Below are 23142 nucleotides of genomic sequence, written 5' to 3' on the forward strand. Positions count from 1 at the left end.
GACCAACAATATTTTGCATACATAGCATTAACCACAAAAGAAAGCGCTTTCAAAATGGTTTTTTGGAGGTATATATCGTTCTAAAGCAGTTTGATGAGATTTCTCTTTGCTGGCTACTATCCTTATACCTCGTTTACATATGGTTAACATTTGGCTATGTCTCAAGTAGAAGTAACTGCAACAAATGAACAGCACGATGCGCGTGCGCGTGTGCCAGTTGTTCAAAAAGGCGCTTACGGCGCAGGGACGTTAACTCTGAACCTGTTACCGGGCGCGCTGGGCGTTTTTTCCTTTTTCCTGATCACAGCGTTTGGTATGGACCCTTTTCTAGCCGGCTTACTCGGCGGGTTGCCAAGGCTGTTTGATGCTATTACTGACCCTATCATGGGTTTTATAACTGACAACACCAAATCACGATGGGGAAGACGTCGCCCTTACATTGTTGTTGGTGCCATTTTAAGTGGTGTGTTCTTTGCCCTGCTATGGCAACTCGACCCCGAAGCGTCACAAGAGTACAACTTCTGGTATTTCCTCATTTTCTCTTTGATCTTCACCGTCGGTAACACTATGTTTGCGACACCGTTTGTCGGGCTGGGTTATGAAATGACCTCTGACTACAACGAGCGCACACGACTGATGGCGTTTGCCAACACTATGGGACAGGTGGCATGGATGATCGTGCCATGGTTCTGGGTGCTGATTGCCGATCCGGATTTGTTCAGCAGTCAGGCTGAAGGTGTTCAGAAGCTGTCGCTATTTGTCGCTGGGGCCTGCATTACTCTGGGAATACTGCCGGGGCTGTTTTGCAAAGGCATTGATGCGACAGATATGGGCAACCGTGCAGAGATCTCGATGTCGACGATTTGGTTAAACCTGATTGAAGTCTTCAAAGGGATCCGTCAGGTATTCAAGAACAAGCCTTTTGTCAGATTGTGTGGTGCCACTTTCCTTGTTTTTAACGGCTTCCAGCTTGTTGCGTCGTTCAGCTTCTTCATCATTGTTTTTCACATGTTTGAGGGAGATTATGGCGCGACAGGTACCTGGCCTGCATGGTTCTCGACAGTCAGTGCCATCGTGACTGCTGTTGTCGTTATTCCTGTGATCACATGGATGGCGAACCGATGGGGCAAGCGTAATGCCTTCGTGATTTCTACGGCGATTTCGATTGTGGCTATGCCCTTAAATGGTGGGGATTTGACCCAAGCAATCCGTGGATGATCTTTATGCCAATCCCATTGATGTCGTTTGGTATTGGTGGTTTGTTCACCCTGATGATGAGCATGACGGCTGACGTGTGCGACATGGATGAACTGGAGAACGGTATGCCGAGAAAGGAGGGAACCTTCGGCGCAATATACTGGTTGATGGTTAAGATTGGGCAGGCACTGGCGTTGATTCTGGGTGGCTTGGTACTGAAGGTAGTTGGCTTTGATCCGGGCGTCGCTAGTCAGTCGGTTGAAACCATCACCAATCTCCGTCTTGCTGACATTATCATCCCAGCCAGCACAGCGTTTCTGGCAATACTGGTGATGTGGAAGTATGACCTGAGCGAAGAAAAAGCTCGGGCTATCAAGAAAAAACTCGTCGAACTTCGGGGCGAGCTGTAAAAGTTATGACGAAACTGAACGGAGCCTTGGTGCTCCGTTTTTTTCTCAGCAAGAAAATATATTCCTCTCCACACATCTCCATTGTTTGCTCATTCACGCATTGGCTTTTCACGTTTCTTTTCACATCTGTTTCACAACCACTGACTTAACGTAGCCCTACTCTTCAGAAAGTGGTGAACCCTATGTCAGGTCAAATTGAATTAACGAATCTCGGTCAGTCGTTTTGTATGAATGGTGCAAACGTGAACCTGTTTGAAGGTCTGAACTTAACCATTCATCAGGGGCAGTCCTACGCCATTACCGGGCCGTCAGGTGCCGGAAAGTCCAGTCTTCTGATGCTGGTCTCCGGGTTGGAAAGTCCGTCGTCGGGGCAGGTAAATTACGTCTCGGGCGGACAAACCCGTTCGCTTGATAGTATTCGTGAGAGTGTTGGTTTTATCTTTCAGCAATTTCATTTGTTACCCGAGTTAACAGCCCTTAATAACGTTGCTTTGCCCTTGAAACTGAGAGGGGACAAGCAAGCGATTGAGAAGGCTAAAACCTGGCTTAACAAAGTGGGTTTGGGCCACCGCCTGAATCACAAACCACAGCAAATGAGTGGCGGTGAACAGCAACGTGTGGCGATCGCCAGAGCGTTAGTATTTGAGCCAAAGTTTATTTTTGCAGATGAGCCTACGGGCAATTTAGACCAGAAAAGTGCAACCGATATTGCCGACCTTCTGTTTGCCTGTTGCCGCGAACATGGTGCGGGATTGGTTGTGGTGACGCACAGTAATACCCTGGCTCGCAGGGCGTCACATCAGTTTATGCTCAGTGATGGTCGATGTGATGCGGTCTCTCACACAAACGTTGAGGAGGTGAGCGCATGAAAGGCATGACGTTGGCGTGGCTTCTGTTCAATGAAGAAAGAAAAGAAAAACATCATCGATATTTTAGCTGGGTGCAAGGCTTGTTGATGGTATTCATTGTGACACTGAGTCTGGCCAGTGAAAATATTCAGTACTACTTGCAAGATAACCTTAGAAACCTTCTTGGTGCAGATGCTGTGATCTCCCAGCCGAATGCGTTAACCCCTGAACATCAGGCGTATCTGACTGAACTCAGTGAAAAGATGGTGGTGACGCGTCAGGTCGACACCACGCTGCTCCATGATGGAAGCTGGCAACGGACAAAGCTGAAAGCCGTGGGTGAGGGCTATCCGTTACAAGGCCAACTTAAGATAGCAACGGCGCTGAATGGTGAAGGGGTGGCGGCTTCGGCAGGTCCAGAATCAGGAAATATATGGCTTGATGAGCGCTTGTTTAACAGTTTATCGCTAAACATTGGCGATGAGGTGGTGTTATCAGAACAGCGCTTCGTTGTTTCACAGATCCTGCTGCACGAACCTGACCGGATAAGGGAAGGGTACAGCTCCACTATGCGGGCGATGATCAATGCAAAGGATCTGGAACGCCTAAACTTTCCTCCAGAGCTGGTGCATTACCGTTATCTATTGGCAGGTGACAAGACGCAGGTCAGCGATATTCTTTCTTGGCAAAAAGAGGTGTTGCCTGCTGCAGTGATCAGTCACCAACAAGGCGCGCACCCTTTAGCGTTATTCTGGAAACGAACTGAAAACTTCTTTGGTCTGATGTCTATCATCTTGTTCTTTATGGCTGCAATCGCCATTGAGCAATTGATGCAGCTGAGTATGAAGAGGGAAAAGTACTTCACCGCAGTATGCATGAGCCTTGGTTCCAAACGCAGTGTTGGTCTGAAAATATCGCTGCTGAAGTGGCTTTTCAGCCTGATCATGATTATTCCCTTTGTGTTGGTCATTTCTGCCGCCTGCCACTGGCTGATTATCGACTGGATGCAGTCAACATTCAGCGATTTACAATGGCATTGGGATACAAGTGTGGCCTTGTCCTCTCTCGCCGCCGTAACCTTTATATTGATGGTTTTCCAACTGCCTGTGTGGATTGCAATCACCCAAAGCTCAGTCGCCAGACTGCTCAACGATGTGAAAAAAGACAAAGGCTTTTGGATGACCAAGCTCAGTGCTGTCGCAGTATTTTGTCTTGTTGCCTGGGTGTATTCAGACAACGGTTTGTTGACGGCGATGATGTTGGGGGCACTTGCGTTAAGTGTTGTGTTGATGGTGACCAGCAGTTGGGCGGTACTGACAGTCGGTGAAAAAGTCTCGCAGCCATTTTCCGGATTAGTGCCTTTCACTCTCTTTATGATGAAGCAACGTTTGCTGACGAAAAGCACCCAAATTCTGGGTGTCGGCCTTTGTGCTTTCTTGCTGCTTTTCACCCTGATGGTGCTTCGCGATTTGGGTGATACCATTACATCCAATCAAAGAGTAAACGACGGTAATGTGTTGATCTCTAAGGCAACCGAGTCACAGATGGCCGATATTACGCGTTGGGCCGATGAGCAGAATGTTGAAATCAGGCAGTCTAAACCGTTTGTTTTCGCCAAACTCCTCAAAGTGAATGGCGAAACACTGGATGAATACGCAGAGCAACCCAGCCAGAGTCTGGATACCATGAAGACGTCAATCAGACTTCATTGGTCTCAGGCTGTGCCGAGTAACAACCGGATCATCAAAGGGAGCTGGTGGAGTGAAAACAGTGCTTGGGATCAGGTGTCGATAGAGCCAGAGGTCATGACCGATTTGGGCTTACAAATCGGAGACAGGCTGACGTTCTTTGTTGGACAACAAGAGTTAGCGTTCACTATTACCGCAAGTCATGTCTATGCCGGGGCAGGCTCTATCACCTTCTGGGTGCAAATGCCGCCATCCGCGTTGGCATATATTGATGCACCTAAATACAGCATGGCCAGTATGGAGCTGCCGAAAGATAAATGGTCGCAACTTGGCGAACTTTGGAAGAAACACCCAACGCTTCAGATGGTGACGATGAAGGAAATGACCGAGCGATTTGACGCCAATCTTGCCATGTTGACTGATGTCGTCAGCAGTTTTGCCCTGTTAATCAGCCTACTGGCCGGGATCGTTATCTTATCGTCTATTCATGCCTTGGAATCAAAAGAAAAGCGCAAGAACAGCATCATCATGAGTTTTGGCTTCAGCCGAAAAACCTGTCTGATGCTCAATGTCTTCGAATGGGTGATCACTGCGCTTACAGCGGCGTTTGGCTCGGTGGCAGGTGCGTATTTTGCGGGCTTAATGGTCTATCAGTCGCAGTTCTCATTGACGTACACACCTGACTTCATCTGGATGTTTGCAACGGTCGCCGTGATTTTAGTGTTGGTGGTCGGTACCGGTGTGTTGGCGAGCAGGCGAAACCTTGATACGTCAATCAGACATTTGATGGCAGAGGGTTAGTCACAGTGATGTCGGAATAAGGTTGCCAGTCTGGGTAACCTTATTCAAACCAATGATTGGGTGAGTGAAAGAGTCAGTACAATCGCGTTAACGGCCGCAATATCTTCAGTAAAGTTAGATTTATCAGTCAAATACCGTACAGTGAATTAGGCATTTTCAGCGCTTCCCGCATAAACCACAGAGAGAAGGACATCATGACATCATCAATGCCAGCATTGCATGTGTTGCTGGTTGAAGACCAACAAGACATTGCCAGTAATGTTGCCGATTATATGGAAGAAAAAGGGCATGTCTTCGATTTTGCCGTCGAAGGGAAGCATGGGCTTGAGCTGGCACTCAGCGAGTACTACGACCTGGTCATTCTCGATCTTAATCTTCCCCTGATGGACGGACTGGAAGTTTGTAAGCAGCTTCGCGAGAAATCAGCGCGCCATATACCGATATTAATGCTGACAGCACGAGACAGCATTGATGACAAGGTCACAGGCTTCTCTGTGGGCGCAGATGATTACCTGACAAAACCTTTCTCACTGCAAGAACTGGAAGTCAGATGTCTGGCGCTTTCCCGCAGGCACCTGCTTCAGACGCAGGATGTGATGACACTTGGCCCTTTGAGTGTAGACAGAAAACGGAAGCAGATAACGCGCGACGGCAAACCGCTCGCCCTGCATTCCATGGGGTATAATATTGTCACCATCCTTGCCGAGGCATTTCCACAGGTTGTCACTCGGTCTGAGCTTTCCCGCAAAATCTGGGGTGATCAGCCCACGGAGTCAGATGCAATACGCTCTCATATATACCAGTTGCGCGCTGTGCTGGATAAGCCCTTTGATTACCCGCTCTTGAAGACGGTTCATGGTGTTGGCTTTACGCTCGATATTGATTCCGGGAATGCGACACACTGATGAAACAAACCAAACCAAAATTTACCAGCCTGCGCCGACGCATCATGACGCAGTTTTGTTTGTTCGCCCTCGTCTTGTCAGCAGTATATGGGGCGATCGCGTTTGTCTTGATGTGGATTCTCGAAGACAGTTTTATTCAGCGGGAAATTACTCATGAAGCTGAGTATTTGCAGCAAGGCTTTAAGCAGCAGGGACAATGGCCAGTGCCCCGTAAGGATTACATGACGCTGTATTTTTCTGTCTCGCAGCTTCCTGAAGATATCCGTGATACGGTCATCCGCGTCCCCAATCAACGTGAATTTTTCGGTGCCGATAAACGTCACTATCACTTGCATCGCTTTCCTGATGCCCCTAATACATTTTTGGTTTCTGAAGTCAGTCAAATGCTGATAGTACGGTATATGACTAACGATGTGCTGTGGTTTATGGGGTTCAGCGGTGTTGTTGTGTCATTGATCGCCTGCCTGATTGCATGGTTTATCAGCCGGAAAACCATTCGTCCACTAAGGCAGTTGGTTCAAGTCGTTGGTGGAGCGGATCCGAATGCCTTACCCCGAAGGTTTGCCGATCAATTTCCGAATGACGAGGTAGGGATTCTTGCTGATTCATTGGAGCAATCGATGCAGAGAATTGCCACGACCTTGGAGCGCGAGCGTTGCTTCACCCGAGACGTGAGCCACGAATTGAGAACACCGCTGGCTATCATCAAGAATGCAGTGGAAGTGCACCGTATTCGAAAAGGAAGTGACCAGAATGTCGTGATTGAGCGCATTGCTGATGCCGCTATCGCAATGGAAAAAACTGTCGAGACGTTGCTTGTGCTAGCTCGAGAGGAACATACCCAAGCAAAGAAGGAAACATTCAATGTAATGCCGTTGGTTGAAAAATCTGTTGTCGGTAATGCCCACCTTCTCGAGGGAAAAGCGGTGGAGGTAGAGATTGACGATAGCTGCAACCGCGAAATTTTCGCGCAATCCGGCATGCTGATGGTGTTGCTGAATAACTTGCTTGGCAATGCGTTCCAATACACTCAATCTGGACGTGTTGAGGTGTTTTTCAGCGGGAATCAGCTCGTTGTGCAAGACACAGGGTGTGGCATAGAGCCTGCCATTTCAGACAATATTATGGAGCCCGCTGTGAAAGGAAGCCAAAGCACAGGCTTTGGTTTTGGGTTATCGATTGTAAAGCGTTTGTGCGAGCATCAGGGCTGGATACTTAATGTTGAAAGTCAGCAGGGCACGAGAGTCTCAGTGTCTGTTTGTGATTAATTATCGCTTTGTCTTTAATGCGGCATGTGAATGCCGCATTAATCCGTTTATTTTTTCAACGTATCACCCTGATAAGTAAAATTGGAAAAAGTGTCGTGGGAAACCTCATCAAGTTTTGAAAAAAGAGCGTAGGTACCTTTCATTCTAAACGCCCACTTTTTGGGTAAAATAGTGTGGTTAATGGCTTGAAATTCAAGCGTCATTAAAAAGTCAGAAACACTGGCACCAAACATGGGGGAGAACTTATCAATATTTTTTATGTCGATGGCTTCAATAAATTTAAGGTTCTTGTTGTAAACCAGTGAGCCTTTTAATTTACTGCTGGCATCGTCACCGAGTTGTTCAAGGTGAACATCAAAGGTCGCGTTCAATCTCTCATCGCTTTCACTTTTATACGTTAATGTTTCGAGAGAAATGAGGTTACTGAGTGAAATTTTGAGATTGTTATCTTCACTTTGTTCGCTCGCCACTCTCTTTGCTGCAAAATCTTCGCGTTGTTCCTCCGTTGGCACCGCTCCGTTAATCTCAATCAGCTTCCACCTTTCACTTATGCTGTTGTTCGGGTTAAAGCGCTCTACAGTTTTTGACTCGTTACCTTCTTCATTTTCGTAACGTGAAACCTGATACGCCCATTCATCAAGAGATGTCTGCTGATGTCGCTTTAATGCCTGACTGATTGTTGTTTGTATTGCTACCTTGTTTGTCGCCCAATGAGACAGATCAGTCTGTTCATTGGCACTAGCAGACAACGTCCATCCTGTTGCTACGAAGAGTAACCAAAGTTTATGTTTCATCCTTCACCTCATTATGTTGATCAGAGCAAAAATAAAGGGTGAGGTGTGAAATGAATGTGAATTGTTTGGGAGGGTTTTTTCGTTAAATTAATAGTCTGGTTCTCATTACGTTACGCTGTATATTGCTATCATTTTTATCATGTATATATAAAAGTAATACCAGAAAGATAGATTTGTTGATTTTCGGTAAATAACTGTCATAAAAATTAAATAAAAAGAAATCTATCTTCATAAATAATCGAAATTTAAACTATTCCCCCGAGTAGTGGTGAGTTTTATGCGACCTGTACTTCAGACATTTATGCTCATTGATGATTACTGATTGTTTTATTTGTTAAATGACTCTAATAAGCTCATTGATTGGTTTCTTTGTTATGTGGAAATAAATGATAACGCTTGTGTATCATTTTATTAACACGCAAGGAAATCGTGCATGCAAGTTCGGAAAAAATCTCATTTCAGCGGTGTAAAGTTGTCTCTACTTTCTCTTTCACTTTTGGCTTCTTACTCTGTTGCCGCTGATGACCTAACAGGCTTATCTGAAGCCGATGCGCCAGTTAAATATTTAGTTAAGTTCAAAGATGACACGTCATCTATCTCTTCCAGAATATCAGACTTCAGCCAATTCTCCGGTAGCCGAATAGCACAAGCTTCATTGCTGCAAAGAGCCGATGCGACAGATATCGAGCAACTGGGAAAAAGCTCAATCTACAGCGTTGAACTTGACGGCGATAACGTAGCGTCGCTTGAGGACAGTATCGATGTTGAATATGTTGAAGTCGATCACCCCCGTTTTCTGATGAGTGATTTTAGTCCCTGGGGACAAACGACAGTGGCCGCTAACTTGCTCTCTGATGTCAATGCTGGCAATCAGACAATTTGTATTATCGATTCCGGTTATGACATCGCACACAACGATTTGTCGGGTAATGTTGTTAACGGTACTGATGACGCCCGTTCAGGCCAGTGGGATATTCCAGGCGCAAATAACTCACACGGTACCCACGTTGCAGGCACTATTGCAGCTGTTGCCAACGACTCTGGTCTAGTTGGTGTGCTGCCAAACGGTAATGTGAATTTGCATATCGTCAAAGTCTTTAAAGATGGTAAGTGGGCGTATTCTTCTGATTTGGTCAGAGCGGTACAAACCTGTGTCGACAATGGCGCCAAGGTGATCAATATGAGCCTCGGCGGTAAGAGTCCGAGTCGAACAGAGGAGTCATCGTTTGCCCGTCATCATAACAATGGCGTTCTTTTGATCGCTGCTGCGGGTAACAAAGGGACGTCCGAGAAAAGCTATCCTGCATCTTACGACTCGGTGATGTCAGTAGCGGCTACGGATAGCACGAACCGTCACGCTAACTTCTCTCAATTCAACCCTCAGGTGGAAATTTCTGCACCGGGTGAAGCCGTCCTTTCGACAGTGAGTGTCGGCGAAGGGGTACTTGCAGATATTTCAGTATCTGGCAAAAGCTTGTTTGATCGTGGCGTTGTTCCTCATCACCGCCTCGTCCGTGTCGATGAAAAGTACCAATCTAGTCGTATTGCAGGCGCAGTGACCGCCGAACTTGCAGTCTGTGACACTGCCTCAGGTCAGTTTGACTGCGGAGACATGAGAGGTAAGGTGTGTTTGGTTGAGCGTATTGGCAACCAGAAAGGCAAGGTTAGGCCTGAAGTTGATGCCGTTGAGGCGTGCTTTAATGCGGATGCTGAGGCCGCGATTGTTTACAGTAACCAACAGCGACCGGGGTTACAGAATCCGTTTGTGACAGATGATAACGACCAGTTCCCTCTGATTTCTGTCTCGGTTGACCGCGACTTGGGTAAAGCGCTTGCGCTGAATGTGGGTGACCAAGTAACCGTCAGGGTCACCAAGGGTGGTGACTACGCTTACTACAATGGTACCTCAATGGCGACGCCTCATGTTGTAGGTGTTGCGGGGCTGGTATGGAGCTACAACGATACCTGTACAGCGAAAGATGTGCGTAAAGCTTTGGCGCAAACGGCCAAAGACATTGGTGCGAAGGGTCGAGATAATCGCACAGGATTTGGTTTGGTTGATGCGGTTGCTGCGAAAAACTACCTCGTTGATGGCTGTAATGGTGGCGACGACTCGGGAGATACGGGCAATCCACAGTGCGATGCGACTGGCATCAACGTTTATCCTGATTGGACGCGTAATGATTGGAGAGGAAATCCAAACCATGCTCAAACAGGTGACAAAATGGTCTACAACGGTGCTATTTATCAGGCCAAATGGTGGACTAGAGCGGCACCAGGCAGCAACAGCAGTTGGACACATATCTGTAATCTATAACTGACACACAAGCGCCTGTTATCAGGCGCTTTTTTGGAGTCTAATGATGCGTCAAGCTTATATCGTGTTCTTGTCTGTTTTGATTGTTACTCCGGCCAGTTCCAGTGAAAAAGTGGATGAAAATCACTTAGCGGATAAACAGAATTTATTCTATGTCAAATTTGATGATGGCTGTTTGTCCGATGTCGTTAAAGAACTCAAAGAGAGACGGATTGACCTGACTGATATTCATCACAATGATAATGTGATCGTGGCTAAGGCGACCGCTAAAAAGATGGCTATGATGTCCGATAACCCTTGCATAGAATACGTCGAAAAAGTGCCAAATAGAGAGCTGTTTTAACTTATATTGGCAGCCTCTCAATAACGATTGAGAGGCTTCTTTGAATACCAATTAGCTTGGAAATAGTGGTTGGTAAGAATCAAAACTTCTCACATCTTCAAACTGCTTGCTCAAATAGTCAGCGCTGTTATCGAACATGAAGTTACCCGCGCTTAAACGTTGAACACCCAGCTGTGCTAACGCTTGAAAGTCGGGGAGGTTTGGCATTGCCATAATATTAACCGGTAATGTTATTGCTGATGAGATGGCGCGAATATCTTCAACATCAGTCAGACAAGGGACAAAGAATCCATCTGCGCCAGCCGCTTGATAGCGCCTTGCACGCAATTCGGTCTCGGCTCTGGCATTGCCGATACCCAGTATGTAGGTATCGCAACGCACATTGATAAACATATTAATGTTCCCACGCTGCAAACTCTCTTTGATTTGTTCAAGTAAGCGGCAAAATACATCAACATCCTGTAGGCGCCTGTCATCTGTCACCACGCTGTCTTCAATGTTAACACCGACGACGCCCGATTCTGCGAGGGTTTGTAGGTGACTGGCGATGACGTCGGGGTTGCGGCTGTACCCTCCCTCGATATCAACGCTGAGGGGCAAGTGGGTGGAAGCGACAATGCGCCTGACGATGTACGCCAGTTCTTCAAAAGGTATCTTCTCACCATCCTCGTACCCGAGCATCTTGCTATCGCGGCGCTGGATGTGCCTAATGCTTCAAACCCCGCCAATGCTGCGCGTCTGGCGCTTTCAGCGTCCCAAACATTGGCTATTACAATTGGTGTCTTTTGGTTGTGTAGTTCTTTAAACGTTTCCATCGCTCTTTTCTCCCTGTTTGCTTTTCGATGACAGCGAACTCTATGAATGCATCCGTCGGGATGAGATATGTGCTTATGTTGTTGTTTTAACGCTCGATACACCAACGATAGATTTTGACTTTTAAAATAAGCAATGCTTATAGTTGGTGCTCATCCATTCTGATATTCGTAGTTCGACAATGTTAAAAAATCTCAATTTGCTGGTAACGTTTGAATGCGCCGCGAGGCACAGAAGCTATAGCCTCGCTGCTGATGAGCTTTTCATTTCTCAGGCGGCGGTTAGCCAACAAATGCGTCAACTTGAAAAATCACTGGGAAGAACATTGTTTGTGCGCCGAAATCGACAAATGATGCTTACACAGGAAGGGGAGACGCTTCTAGAGAGCGCCGAAGCTGGGCTTAAAATTCTTAATGAGGGGATTCAGAAAGTATATAAACAGGATATTTCTGGTGAGTTGATCATATCTTCAACCCAAGCCTTCAACGCTTTATGGCTAATGCCGCGCCTCCGCCGCTTTAACGCTATTTATCCTCATATTTCGATAAAGGCGGTATCTTCACCAGTTTTTGATGACTTACAACAATCTCATATCGACCTAGCCATTCGTTTTGGTATGAATGTGGAGGAACAAACGCCCGCTAGCCTCAATTGTGATTACTTTGGTACGGACCATGCCTTTCCAATTTGCTCACCGTATTTGGTCGAACAACTTTCACTTTCTGTACCCGAGGATCTTAATTCTGCCCACTTAATCACGCTGGATTCGCCTGGTCGTTATAGTTGGGCTGAGTGGTTCGAAGGCATTGGGGTTGTTGGATCGACTGATGGCAACAACATGACAACAGTGAGTAGCACAGATATGGCGCTTAGTGCCGTTCTCAGTGGGATGGGGGTCATGTTGTCTGTTGCCTACCTCTGTCAAAAACAGCTTGAAAGCGGTGAGTTGGTGGTTCCTTTTGACGTGCCTCATCCCAACGTGGTCAATAGGTATTTTGTCTATCATCCTTTATCGCCAAAACTATCTCGTCTGAAAATATTTATGACATGGCTTAAAGCAGAAATGACGGAATAAACGTCACAGGCTCCTCTCATTTAATAGAGGCAAAACTAATTTTATTAGTTACCTACTTCTCTTAAAAATATCGAAATTTGAACGGTTAATTAACTAAATATATAAAAAAAAGTCTTATCTAAACAAATATTAGCTTTTATTAAATTAGATATAAATCAGTAAGATACAGGCAGATAAGAAATGATGTTTATATGGAACTGTTTTTATAACCATGGCACACAAATAAGTATATTTTCGAGAAGGGATTAGCTTTTTGTCGTGCGGTTAAGTCTGTTGTACCCCTTCATGATTCTTGCTCTCTTTCATCAACAATGATGACTGAGGGACCATTTTTATGGGGATAAAACAATGGTTTCACCTGTAAACCCATTTACATTCTCTGGTATCAGAGGCTTTCTGGGCGCGACTGGCGGTAGTCCTTATGGTACTGGTGCACCTGCACAGACATCTAGCATGGCTGCGGCTCATTCGTCGCGAGGCTCTTTTTTCGGAGCGAAGTACTGTGGAACGCAACACTATATGCAGTGCCATATCATTCGCCGTTGCTACTATGTGCCGAATTATTGCCATTGTGGTCCGTTTTTCCCATCTCCGAAACCTATATGCCCAGTGCCGTTTTGGCCGCCGAACATGCCTTATTTTGGGCGAGGTTGATCATGAATATTGGCGTTTGGGCGTAACGATTTTTAATAGCTAATTAAGGAGAGTTGTATGGTTGCATCAGTAGCTCCGTACATATTTGTCAGGCCTGTTGGCAATCCAACGGCCTTAGGCGCGCAGCCATATAATGCTGCTGCGATGCAAGCACCAGCAATGGCTGCACCCCACACAGGTGGTGGTTCATTTTTTGGCGCTAAATTCATGAGCTCGCTGCACTTTTCTCAATTCCAAGCATTTGGAATGGGCGCAGCAAGTTTTGGAACGTCGCCTATCTACTGTCGTTGCGGGCCATTCTTTCCGTCGCCTTATCCATTCTCGCCAGCGCCATTTCTTCCTGGATTTGGTATCGGTTTCCAGCAAGGCTACGGCTATGGATACCAAAACGGTTATGGCAATGGCTATCAGAATGGCTACGGTAATGGTTTCCAAGTTGGATATAATCAGGGTATTAGTGTGGGTCATAGACCACCATTTTGCGGAACGCCCCCCTATCCACCTAGACCACCAATTTGTGGAACTCCACCACATCCACCGCATCGTCCTTGCCCCAAGCCATCTACGTCAAAGCTGGTTGATGGAGGTGGACATAAACCGGATAAGGCTCACTGGGAAAACAAAAACTACAAGATATCGATAGATGAGACCGGTTATAAAATGGTTATCGAAAATAAGTGTACGGATGAAAAGTACACTATGTACGGTGATCCAGTGCTTCAGGTTGGTGATAAGAAAGGCAACCACACGATTGGCTTATTTAATAATGGTGGTGTTGTTAAGCTTGAGGATGGTACCCAGATACATTTGAGTACGACCAAAGGCACGTCACCGGGTGTCCCCTACCTCAAAGATGTCACCATTTTTGAACCTAAATTTAATAAGGCCACGCAGTTCAAAAACATAGGTAACTATGTCAATGGTAAACAGGTTCAGGGTGATATGACTCGTGAGGTGGGCACCGTGCACCAATTCCAGAATCAGACGGGTATCGATTACAACAGTGCACTGCTGTGGCGCGAGAATCCGAATGGTGGTGGCTTATATATCCGCGATGACGATGGTGTCTCTGAGCACTTGATGGACAAGAATTTTAAGAACGGTACTAAGTTCTTTAAAGAACTTGAGAAAGAGCTTGAAAATGGTTACGACCAGCATGTCGACTTCTCTGTTCCTGTCTACTGGCATAAACCTTGGTACGGTCAGAATCCGTATTTAAGACAAGGTGAGGGAATGCCACATAACGGCGGTAACCCTTACCTCTAGCTAGGGCAGGTAACGATTATGAAAGAGGCATGCTATTGGCCTGCCTCTTCTTTATCAATTTCGACTTCTCCGACTCACTGATGCTGACGTTATCTAATGATGGCCGTCGTTTATCTGAGGTTTAGTTAGCGCCTCAATCTTGGCCATGAACTTGTCTTTAAGGTGCTCGTGGTCATACGTTAGGTTGTAGGTATTGTGGAAACCAATGTGCAATTCAACCCCATTTCCTCTCAAATACACGTTATAACCATCGTAGTCTGTTGATGCTTCGATGCCTTCCAGCCGTCGGCCAGTTTCAGTTTTCTCACCATCTTTCATGATGGCCTCAAATGCTGCCAGCATTTGAGATGTGTTAAGGTCATTTTTCATGGTCACCAGTCGCAGTTAAAGCTGATTTGTCTCCATTATAACTACAGCAGAGTACATAAAACCGATCATAGTCTAGGCTTCGAAATATAAGTAAGTACTTGTACGACTTGCTTCCCGGTAGACCACACTCTAACGTGTTCAAAACAGTGGCTTATTGAGGCAGGGCAATGACTTATAAACATGTATTAATTACAGGCGGAGCCAGCGGGATTGGATTCGGTATGGCCGAGGGCTTCGCGAATGCTGGCTATCGCGTGACGGTTTCAGATATCAATGAACAGGCATTGAGTGAGGCAGTTAACCGACTTTCTTCAGACTACGATGTGCCCGTTTCAAGTCTGACGCTCGATGTGACAGATTCCGCGCAAATGGCCTCTGCGCCTGATAGGGTAGGGGCTCCGGTTGATGTGCTTGTCAATAATGCCGGCATTCAGTTTGTCTCGGCGCTTGAAGCATTTCCTGAAGATCGCTGGCGATTGATCGTTGATATTCTACTTACTGGCCCTGCGATGCTCACCAAGGCTTTTTTGCCTTCAATGTATGAAGGTAATTTTGGTCGTATCATCAATGTTGGCTCAATTCATAGCCTTATTGCTTCACCTTATAAATCTGCTTATGTCGCAGCAAAACATGGCCTGCTTGGTTTTTCAAAAACGATAGCGTTAGAGACGGCCGAACACGACATAACCATCAATACTTTGTGTCCTTCATATGTAAAGACGCCGTTAGTGGAGAATCAAATTGCAGCACAGGCAGAAAATCACGGCATTTCTCACGATGAAGTGATAAACAACATTATGTTGAAGCCTATGCCTAAAAAAGCCTTCGTTGAGCTGGATGAACTGGCTGAAACGGCGTTATTTTTATCATCACCTTCTGCAAAAAATATCACCGCGCAGGCAATTGCGATTGATGGTGGTTGGACAGCCCACTAAGGCAGTCATTTCGTTGTGAGGCTAGAAGTAAAAGCCAGCATACGCTGGCTTTTGGTTTATGAGTACGCCACAGAAGGTAACCAAAGCACAAGGTTTGGCCAGCTCAGCATTAAAATAAGCGCAATCAGTTGTAACATGACAAAGGGAATGACGCCTTTATAAATGTCGGACAACTTAACACCCGGCGGGCAAACGCCTTTCAGGTAGAATAAAGCGAAGCCGACCGGAGGTGTTAAAAAGCTGGTTTGGAGCGCCATAGCAATCAACATAACAAACCAGACCAATTGTGGGTTATCGAGTCCCGGAAACTCTCCGATGTTCAAATCGAGGCCAAGCACTACAGGAGCCAGCAAAGGTAACACAATCAGGGTGATTTCAATCCAATCGAGGAAGAACCCGAGAATAAATACCAGAAGCAAAACTGCTGCAACAATACCATAAGGCCCAAACGGCAGAGAGTGGAAAGCCTGCTCAATAAATTCATCACCGCCTAACTCTCTCAACACCAATGCAAAACACGTCGCGCCAACGAAAATGGCAAAGATATACGCCGTTGTCTTATAGCTGTCTAGCAACACGTCTTTCATGACGTCAAAAGAGAGCTTTTTGTAATAGGCAGCAAGAACGATTGCGCCAAATGCGCCAAGCCCCGACGCCTCTGTCGGTGTCGCTATACCCATAAAGATTGAACCGAGCACAGAGAAAATCAGCAAAAATGCTGGCACCACCGCCTTGAATACTTGCTGTATGACGCCCCAGTCGACACGCTTTGCATCCTCTGGGATTGGAATTGCGTTGGGTTTGATAACACCGATAGCAAGGAGGAAAAGAATGTAGATTAAGCCAAGCATCAATCCCGGGATCATTGCGCCCATGAAAAGATCACCTACCGATAAACCAGCTGATCGGCCATGATGACGAGCATGATAGACGGGGGAAGGAGTATTCCTAGTGTGCCAGCTGATGCGATCGTTCCCAAAGACAGCGGCAGGTTATACCCTTGCTTGAGCATTGCGGGCAGCGACATGGTGGCGAGCAAGACGACAGAGGCACCAATAATACCAGTCGAAGCGGCAAGGATGATCCCTATTGCCATCACTGTGATAGCAAGGCCACCATGGACGCGCCCAAACATCGCTTGCATAGAGTGCATCAGGCGATCAGCCACGCCGGATTTATCCAGCATGTTACCCATAAAGATAAACATGGGGAGGGCAACGAGGATCCAGTTATCCATGATCTTGTAGATCCGGTTTACCACGAGCCCAAGTGTGGTGAAATCAAGGCCCGTCCATGTGTCCAAATATAAGTCGCTGTAATAACCTATGGCAGCAAAAGCGACACCAATTCCTCCCAATACCCATGCGACAGGAATGCCAACGAATAGGAGAAGAATAAAGCTTCCCAGCATAGCGAGAATGAGAATTTCATTGGTTTCCATTGTTCTTTCCGTCAGTTAGTAAGGCAAAAGCACGGAGAAGTCTTGCCAGCCCTGCGACTGATAGTAAGGCTGCACTATAAGGGATAATTGACTTTATCAACCACCTACCAGGTAGCCCCGAAGGTGAGTTTGAACGTTCCGAAACGCGCCATGATTCATAAACAAAATCGAGTGAGTGAGTGAAAATCACATACATGAAAGGCCAAAGAAAAAGCGTCACTGCAAGAATATCAACCCACGCTTTGGTTTTACGATTAAATCGTTGATAGAAAATATCAACGCGCACATGGCTGCCTTTGATTTCTGCATATGAAAGACCAAATAAAACGCCAATGGCATAGAGGTGCCACTGTAACTCTTCGAGTGCTATCTGACCGTTATTAAAGACTTTCCGCAAGATAACCTGAGTCAGGATGACAGCAATGAGAAGCAGGTAACTCCAGGTAAAAAGACGAGCGGTAAAATGGACGACATTTTCAATACTTTCAGCAAGTGCTGAAACTGGCCGAGTAAGGACTAGTTCAGACATGATACATCCCGGTTTAATTTATTCGTCAAAAAGCCAGAGCACCTTTCGTTGCTCTGGCCATTTCGATAAATTATTATTTATTTCTCGGTAGGAAGCCTTTACTGCCCCACGTCTGATAGTTGGAGCGAAACTCAGACAGGTCATCCCAGACTTTTGCGAAGTAGCTGTCTCTTTTTTGCTCTTCCACCACGTCCAGCCATGTGGTCGCAAATAAGCCCAGCATGTCGTCATTCCAGTAGCGGATTTCTACCCCATGCTCTTTGGCTTGTTGCATTGCCTGATACTGCATTGCTTCGCCTTCCGCCATGGAGTTTGTCATTGAAGCTAAACAGACTGTTTCCATTGCTGACTGCTGGCTTTCATCCATTTTGTTCCAAGTATCTTTATTGATGAGGAGCTCGAAAACAGTGGCTTGTTGGTGCCATCCCGGAAAGTAGTTGTATTTGGCAATTTTATGGAATCCAAGACGCTGATCGATTGCTGGCTGCGAAAACTCACTCGCGTCGATTGCGCCTTTTTCCAATGCGCCAAAAATTTCACCGCCGGGTATCTGAACGGTACCAACACCCAGTTTTTCCATCACCTGTCCGCCAAGTCCAAAGAACCGCATGGTCAGCCCCTTGAGATCCTCCGGTGTTTCAATTGGCTTTTTAAACCATCCTGATGTTTCTGGCGAAATGATCGCACACGGCAATACCTTCACATTATACCCAGCCTGATCGTACATGCCTTGGTATAGCGACATGCCATTACCGTAGAGTAGCCATGCAAGATATTCAGGGGCTTCTGGTCCGAACGGAACGGCAGAAAACAATGCCGAAGCAGGCATTTTTCCCTGCCAGTACCCTGCTGTTGTATAGCCCGAATTAATTTTACCGCTGGAGACTGCATCGAGAATCTCCATGGGTGCAACCAACTTGCCCGGCTCATACAGTTTCATTTTGATCGTATTGCCTGATATTGGCTGGACCCTTTCTGACACCCATTTAATCGGTGTGCCCAGTGCGGTAGATGCGTACCGAATGCGACAGGCGTTTTTAGGAGTATTTTTTCTGCAAAAGCAGCGCCTGACAGACTGAGACTAAATGCAGTAATAAGAGTTAAAGCAGCTGACGTTGTTTTCATTTTCATTATTGCCTCCCGAGAGTGCGCGGTATCACTTTTTTATGTTTTGTAGTGTCCACGCACTCGACGTTTGGGGTTAAAGCACACTGACGTTGTTATTTATTTGTTAGTGTCTAGATTAGTCTTATTTTTCTTAGATAAATATCAGTGGGATAGCGCAGTGATAATTGTATTTTTTACGTAGGTAATGTCAGTAAAAGTACTTATCTCTATTTTTTAGTCACTAATATTTAGCGAATTTTAGGAAAACTCAGGTGTCTGGTATTTCATTTCGATTAAAGCTACTTGCACTGGTCATGGCGCCGATATTGTCCATGTTTGTAGTCATTGCAACGGTGGTGGTTATTCAGTCTGATCAACTTTCAAGTAGCCAGGAAGAGGTTATTCGCAATGAGACAATGGCCTCAAAGAAACAAGAGCTTTTGCAGTATATGGATCTGGCGCTTCGTGCTATCAACCCAATATATGAAGCAGCAGAACCAGATGATGAAAGCGCTAAGCAGGAGATCATCGCGTTACTGAACAACTTCACATTCGGGAGGATGGTTATTTCTTCGTTTATACCTATGACGGTTTCTGTTTGGTTTTGCCTTATCAAGATGAATGCGAAGGTGTCAATCGTTGGGAAGTGACGGACAGCCAAGGCTTTAAGCTGCTACAGGCATTGATCAAAGCCGGCCAGCAGGGCGGTGGTTTTGTGGAGTATCGCTGGCACAAGCCCTCGTTAAAAGAGCCAGTGAAAAAGCTCAGTTATGCAGTCGGTTTAGAGAAATGGGGCTGGATGATTGGAACCGGCATATACATCGATGACATCGATGCACAAATTGTTTCTGTACACAGCAAAATGGAACGGACAATCAGCAAGACCTTCATTGGTCTGACTATCGCCTTGATTATTACGGTCGGTATTGTTGTCAGTATCTCAACCACATTTCATGTTAATGCTCGCGAGTTGGCAGATAAAAAACTGCAGGCGCTCAACCGGCAAATTATCGACTCTCAGGAAGAAGAGAGAACACGCGTTTCAAGGGAATTACATGATGGCATTAACCAGATTCTTGTTTCGGTCAAGTATCGATTAGATAACATTGCCGACGCCAAGACTGATGAGGAGCGTAACGAACATATCCTTTTGGGGCAAACAACCTTGAATGAGGCCGTCACTGAGGTCAGAAGGATCTCAAAGAACCTGCGACCGGCGCTGTTAGATGATTTGGGGTTGCTCTCAGCTTTGGATGATTTATCTCGAGAGGTGTCACTACGCTCAGGTGTTACCGTGTTGTTTGAGCATCATCTTGAGGTAAAACATTTATCGAAAGCTTCTGAGATCACGTTGTTCCGCGTGGCTCAGGAAGCGCTGCACAATGTTGAGAAGCACGCCAGTGCCAACGCCGTTGATATGATTCTTCAGCAAGAGGAAGACGAGATTATTCTGACCATTGCTGATGACGGGATTGGTTTTAATGAGCCCAGAGAGTCGCGTTTTCAAAATTCGATGGGACTAAAAAATATGAGAGAACGCATCGAGAACCTAGATGGGCAATTTCTGGTGAGTAGTTTGCCAGAGAAAGGAACGGAAATACGTGCAGTTTTACCCAAATCTTGCTGAGCGGGGCGTTGATCTCGTGCAGTGTTTATTCAGCAAAAAAAGTTCATTTTGGACAAGGAAACGTCATGACTACACTTTTGCTCGCAGATGACCATGTTTTGTTACAAGACGGTCTTATTGGACGTTTGTCCGGACATGCGCAATTTTCCATTGTTGGGACCGCAAACGATGGCGAAGAAGCTTTGAGTAAAACTCTCAAACTGCGACCGGATATTTTACTTACCGATATATCGATGCCGAAGATGAGTGGACTTGAGGTTCTCTCTGCACTTAAAAGTCAGGCGCCAAATGTAAAAATTGTCATCCTCAGCATGCACAGCAATAAAGAATATGTTCTTGCTGCAATGCGAGGTGGTGCGAAAGGTTATGTACTGAAAGATGTTTCATCACAAGAGCTTGTTCAGGCGTTAGACATTATTGCTGGCGGTGGCTCGTATTTCAGTGCGGGCATTTCAGATGCATTAGCAGAGAGCATGAACGACCTTGCCGGAGATAATAACGCTGATACCCAGCCTACACCGCGTGAGAAAGATGTACTGGTATTAATTGCCAACGGTGCGTGTAATAAAACCATTGCCCGAAAGCTGAATATCAGTGTCAGGACGGTAGAGACGCACAGGTTGCGTGTCAAGAAAAACTGGGTGTGACATCGACAGCAGGTTTGGTCAAATACGCGATTGATCAGGGCTGGGTAGCGGCTTAAGTCCGACCTCGTTATTTTCTCCAGATATTTTGCAGGTTGTTTCGTTCAGCGATAGCCTGCGTTCCTTAGCAAGCCAGCTATATCTCAGACATGACAATAATTTGTTGTCGAAATGCCATTTGGTACAATGTTGTGTCCCGAGTGCGGTCATAATGAGACCCGCTTTTCCCCTTCAGCATTCAGAGAAATTCAATGCCTTTAGATACATTCATTTGCCTGACACTCACTCTGTCTACGTTTACGTTTCTCATTAAGAGAGTCTATAAGGTTAAATTTTCGGTGCCAGACAAGCTCAATGTAGGTGACTTTACAGTCATTGCAGCTTTATCACTGTTGGCTACCTTTACTCCAGCATGGCTCAACCTGCCTATATTACTGACTATTTTCACCATTCTGTGGGTCGACTCATTACTGATGTTTTGTTTTGGTATGAAGGTTTCACTGGATAATGCCAGGACATTTAGCCAAGGCGTCGAAACGTTCAAAGGTGAGTTTAAAGATGTATTGTTCCTCTTGGCCCGCTTTCATTGGATGCTGGCTTCGTATTTATTCTTTTTGAGCTCGACGTTTTACATACTCTCTGGTGTGAGGGTTTTACTCCCCGTTTCTATCGGCCTTCTGCTTCTTTGTATCACCAAATCTAAACTCAAAAATGCTTCTTCAGTTCTGGCATGGTCGGCAGTTTTCGCTTTGCTCATCCTTGGAGACAGCTATTTTGCACCAGAAATACCAACAGTCGTCCCCTTCCTTTTTGTCCTTTCTTTTTTGTTGTACTGCGCGGTGAAAGAGAAAAAGTTTTTGTCATTCAAATCTATTTTCCACGGTTTGCTGCTTGGCACCTCATTGAAAAAAGGCCGAATGAGTGAAGGTAACCAGCAAATTCTCAATGAGATTGAGCGCAGCTATGAAGGGAAAACTGAGACTAATCGGACGCAGCATTTTGGTTCTTGCGAAGGCTTTAATGTACTTTTATTCACCATTGAGTCAATGTCAGACGAAGCGTTTCAGGACTCACCGATTAAAGACAAAATTTTCGGTTTGCTTGAAAACAAAGCAACGTAGATCGCTTTTATTCTGTCAGCCCGAATACAAATCAATCCATCTATCAGCTTTACACCAGCAACTATGGCGAGGTTGGTACTTTTGAAAGTTTGCATGTGCTCAAAGAACATGGATATCGGTCTACCTTTATCTCAACGCAAGACACCAAGCATTTTGAAATGAAGCAGCGCTTGAAAGAGGCTGGCTTCGACGACATTGTAGATGGTGAAGATTTATCATATGTACAGTATCCAAATGACTATAAATTAAAGGGGTATACTGACGCGATTTCTGAAGTACTTCAGAGAGGGCGTTCATTTATTCATATCCTGAATAGTCAGACACATAGCCGTTACTCGGTTGAGAAAAAAGAGAAATACAATCGTTACAAGAATAACGAAGATAAGGGGCGTTACCTAAACGCTGTCGATGAGTCTCTCGACATCGTATATGACATGCTGGTGGCTTTGCAGGCAGACGGTGTATTGGATAATACAATGGTCATACTTACCGGTGACCATGGTCAGTCTTTCGGTGAAGAAGGGTACTTTACCCACTCATGTGCGACGGTTAACCCTCAGGTCAAAATCCCCCTGTGCATTTTTAACCGCCATCTTCCTATGTTAGAGGCGGAGGAGGCCAGCCTTATGGATTTGTTGCCGACGATTTCGGATCTACTGGGTGTCGAACAACCTTTAGCACATAAAGATGGACTCAACTTCGCGACACAACAGAGAAATTATCTGTTTATGTACAGTGAAACCAGAGGCTATAACTCGCCATCAAACTTATGTGTTTTGCGGAAAAACAAAAAGTACTACGTTGACCTACTCAAATCGGAAGCCCGAATACTCGATATTGACGACAAAGAATATACTGGTGAGAAACTCAAGGGCGATGAGATCAGGCAAATCGTTTTTGCTGCGGCTTCTAAACACAAGGTTTTGGACTAGAGTGGGAACATAATTCACCACTGAGAAAATTGTTTCTCAGGCAGGTAATAGTAAATCG

Annotated in this window: 17 protein-coding genes and 5 pseudogenes; 16 read left to right on the forward strand and 6 right to left on the reverse strand. The window is 45.8% G+C overall.

Annotated elements, in window-relative coordinates; genetic code table 11:
* Positions 1 to 156 precede the first annotated feature (156 nt).
* From CS022_RS06635 to CS022_RS06655, 6 genes are all read left to right on the forward strand, one after another.
* Positions 157 to 1218: an MFS transporter gene (locus CS022_RS06635; protein ID WP_268967873.1), complete on the forward strand. Its 1062-nt coding sequence runs from the start codon at positions 157 to 159 to the stop codon at positions 1216 to 1218.
* Positions 1219 to 1223: 5 nt separating this feature from the next.
* Positions 1224 to 1607: an MFS transporter gene (locus CS022_RS27205; protein ID WP_268967874.1), complete on the forward strand. Its 384-nt coding sequence runs from the start codon at positions 1224 to 1226 to the stop codon at positions 1605 to 1607.
* Between the two features lie 182 nt (positions 1608 to 1789).
* On the forward strand, positions 1790 to 2476 hold the full coding sequence (locus CS022_RS06640; protein WP_129121631.1) for an ABC transporter ATP-binding protein: 687 nt from the start codon (positions 1790 to 1792) through the stop codon (positions 2474 to 2476).
* A complete protein-coding gene (locus CS022_RS06645) occupies positions 2473 to 4944 on the forward strand; it encodes an ABC transporter permease (protein ID WP_129121632.1) in 2472 nt (823 codons plus the stop codon). The genes CS022_RS06640 and CS022_RS06645 overlap by 4 nt, the downstream gene beginning before the upstream one ends.
* 194 nt (positions 4945 to 5138) lie before the next feature.
* Positions 5139 to 5849: a response regulator transcription factor gene (locus tag CS022_RS06650; protein ID WP_129121633.1), complete on the forward strand. Its 711-nt coding sequence runs from the start codon at positions 5139 to 5141 to the stop codon at positions 5847 to 5849.
* A complete protein-coding gene (locus CS022_RS06655; protein WP_129121634.1) occupies positions 5849 to 7117 on the forward strand; it encodes a sensor histidine kinase in 1269 nt (422 codons plus the stop codon). Before CS022_RS06650 ends, CS022_RS06655 begins: the two co-directional genes overlap by 1 nt.
* Positions 7118 to 7164: 47 nt before the next feature.
* Here the strand turns inward: CS022_RS06655 and CS022_RS06660 are convergent, their stop codons facing one another.
* Positions 7165 to 7911: a hypothetical protein gene (locus CS022_RS06660; RefSeq protein ID WP_129121635.1), complete on the reverse strand. Its 747-nt coding sequence runs from the start codon at positions 7909 to 7911 to the stop codon at positions 7165 to 7167.
* Between the two features lie 433 nt (positions 7912 to 8344).
* Between CS022_RS06660 and CS022_RS06665 the strand changes: the two genes are divergently transcribed.
* On the forward strand, positions 8345 to 10228 hold the full coding sequence (locus CS022_RS06665) for a S8 family serine peptidase (protein ID WP_129121636.1): 1884 nt from the start codon (positions 8345 to 8347) through the stop codon (positions 10226 to 10228).
* 43 nt (positions 10229 to 10271) lie between these two features.
* Positions 10272 to 10571, forward strand: a complete 300-nt coding sequence (locus CS022_RS06670; protein ID WP_129121637.1) for a hypothetical protein — start codon at positions 10272 to 10274, stop codon at positions 10569 to 10571.
* Between the two features lie 51 nt (positions 10572 to 10622).
* On the opposite strand, the pseudogene CS022_RS06675 reads toward CS022_RS06670, so the two are convergent.
* A pseudogene (locus CS022_RS06675) lies at positions 10623 to 11386 on the reverse strand (isocitrate lyase/PEP mutase family protein).
* Between the two features lie 179 nt (positions 11387 to 11565).
* Between CS022_RS06675 and CS022_RS06680 the strand changes: the two are divergent.
* Positions 11566 to 12459, forward strand: coding sequence for a LysR substrate-binding domain-containing protein (locus CS022_RS06680; RefSeq protein ID WP_129121638.1), 894 nt, complete (start codon positions 11566 to 11568; stop codon positions 12457 to 12459).
* Between the two features lie 711 nt (positions 12460 to 13170).
* On the forward strand, positions 13171 to 14379 hold the full coding sequence (locus tag CS022_RS06685; RefSeq protein ID WP_129121639.1) for a hypothetical protein: 1209 nt from the start codon (positions 13171 to 13173) through the stop codon (positions 14377 to 14379).
* Between the two features lie 93 nt (positions 14380 to 14472).
* Here the strand turns inward: CS022_RS06685 and CS022_RS06690 are convergent, their stop codons facing one another.
* Positions 14473 to 14748: a DUF3081 family protein gene (locus tag CS022_RS06690; RefSeq protein ID WP_129121640.1), complete on the reverse strand. Its 276-nt coding sequence runs from the start codon at positions 14746 to 14748 to the stop codon at positions 14473 to 14475.
* Positions 14749 to 14915: 167 nt separating this feature from the next.
* On the opposite strand from CS022_RS06690, the gene CS022_RS06695 reads away from it, so the two are divergent.
* The gene (locus CS022_RS06695) at positions 14916 to 15683 is read left to right on the forward strand and encodes a 3-hydroxybutyrate dehydrogenase (RefSeq protein ID WP_129121641.1); all 768 of its coding nucleotides are present in this window, start codon (positions 14916 to 14918) and stop codon (positions 15681 to 15683) included.
* A 56-nt stretch (positions 15684 to 15739) separates the two neighbouring features.
* On the opposite strand, the pseudogene CS022_RS06700 reads toward CS022_RS06695, so the two are convergent.
* The 3 genes and pseudogenes from CS022_RS06700 to CS022_RS06710 all read right to left on the reverse strand — a co-directional run bounded on the left by CS022_RS06700 (position 15740) and on the right by CS022_RS06710 (position 18778).
* A pseudogene (locus CS022_RS06700) lies at positions 15740 to 17124 on the reverse strand (TRAP transporter large permease).
* Entirely contained in the window at positions 17111 to 17653 is a 543-nt protein-coding gene (locus CS022_RS06705; protein WP_129121642.1) for a TRAP transporter small permease subunit, read from the reverse strand. Before CS022_RS06705 ends, CS022_RS06700 begins: the two are co-directional and overlap by 14 nt.
* Positions 17654 to 17726: 73 nt before the next feature.
* A pseudogene (locus tag CS022_RS06710) lies at positions 17727 to 18778 on the reverse strand (TRAP transporter substrate-binding protein).
* 254 nt (positions 18779 to 19032) lie between these two features.
* On the opposite strand from CS022_RS06710, the gene CS022_RS26055 reads away from it, so the two are divergent.
* The 5 genes and pseudogenes from CS022_RS26055 to CS022_RS06730 all read left to right on the forward strand — a co-directional run.
* Positions 19033 to 19410: a hypothetical protein gene (locus CS022_RS26055; RefSeq protein ID WP_235869301.1), complete on the forward strand. Its 378-nt coding sequence runs from the start codon at positions 19033 to 19035 to the stop codon at positions 19408 to 19410.
* On the forward strand, positions 19359 to 20387 hold the full coding sequence (locus CS022_RS06715) for a cache domain-containing protein (RefSeq protein WP_235869302.1): 1029 nt from the start codon (positions 19359 to 19361) through the stop codon (positions 20385 to 20387). The genes CS022_RS26055 and CS022_RS06715 overlap by 52 nt, the downstream gene beginning before the upstream one ends.
* Before the next feature lie 65 nt (positions 20388 to 20452).
* Positions 20453 to 21090: pseudogene (locus CS022_RS06720) on the forward strand (response regulator).
* A gap of 192 nt (positions 21091 to 21282) precedes the next feature.
* Complete coding sequence (locus CS022_RS06725; RefSeq protein WP_129121643.1) at positions 21283 to 22152, forward strand: hypothetical protein; 870 nt, start codon at positions 21283 to 21285, stop codon at positions 22150 to 22152.
* An 11-nt stretch (positions 22153 to 22163) separates the two neighbouring features.
* A pseudogene (locus CS022_RS06730) lies at positions 22164 to 23084 on the forward strand (sulfatase-like hydrolase/transferase); the annotation flags it as partial.
* Between the last annotated feature and the right edge of the window lie 58 nt (positions 23085 to 23142).

It is taken from the genome of Veronia nyctiphanis (genome assembly GCF_004116385.1).
GTDB classification, from domain to species: domain Bacteria; phylum Pseudomonadota; class Gammaproteobacteria; order Enterobacterales; family Vibrionaceae; genus Veronia; species Veronia nyctiphanis.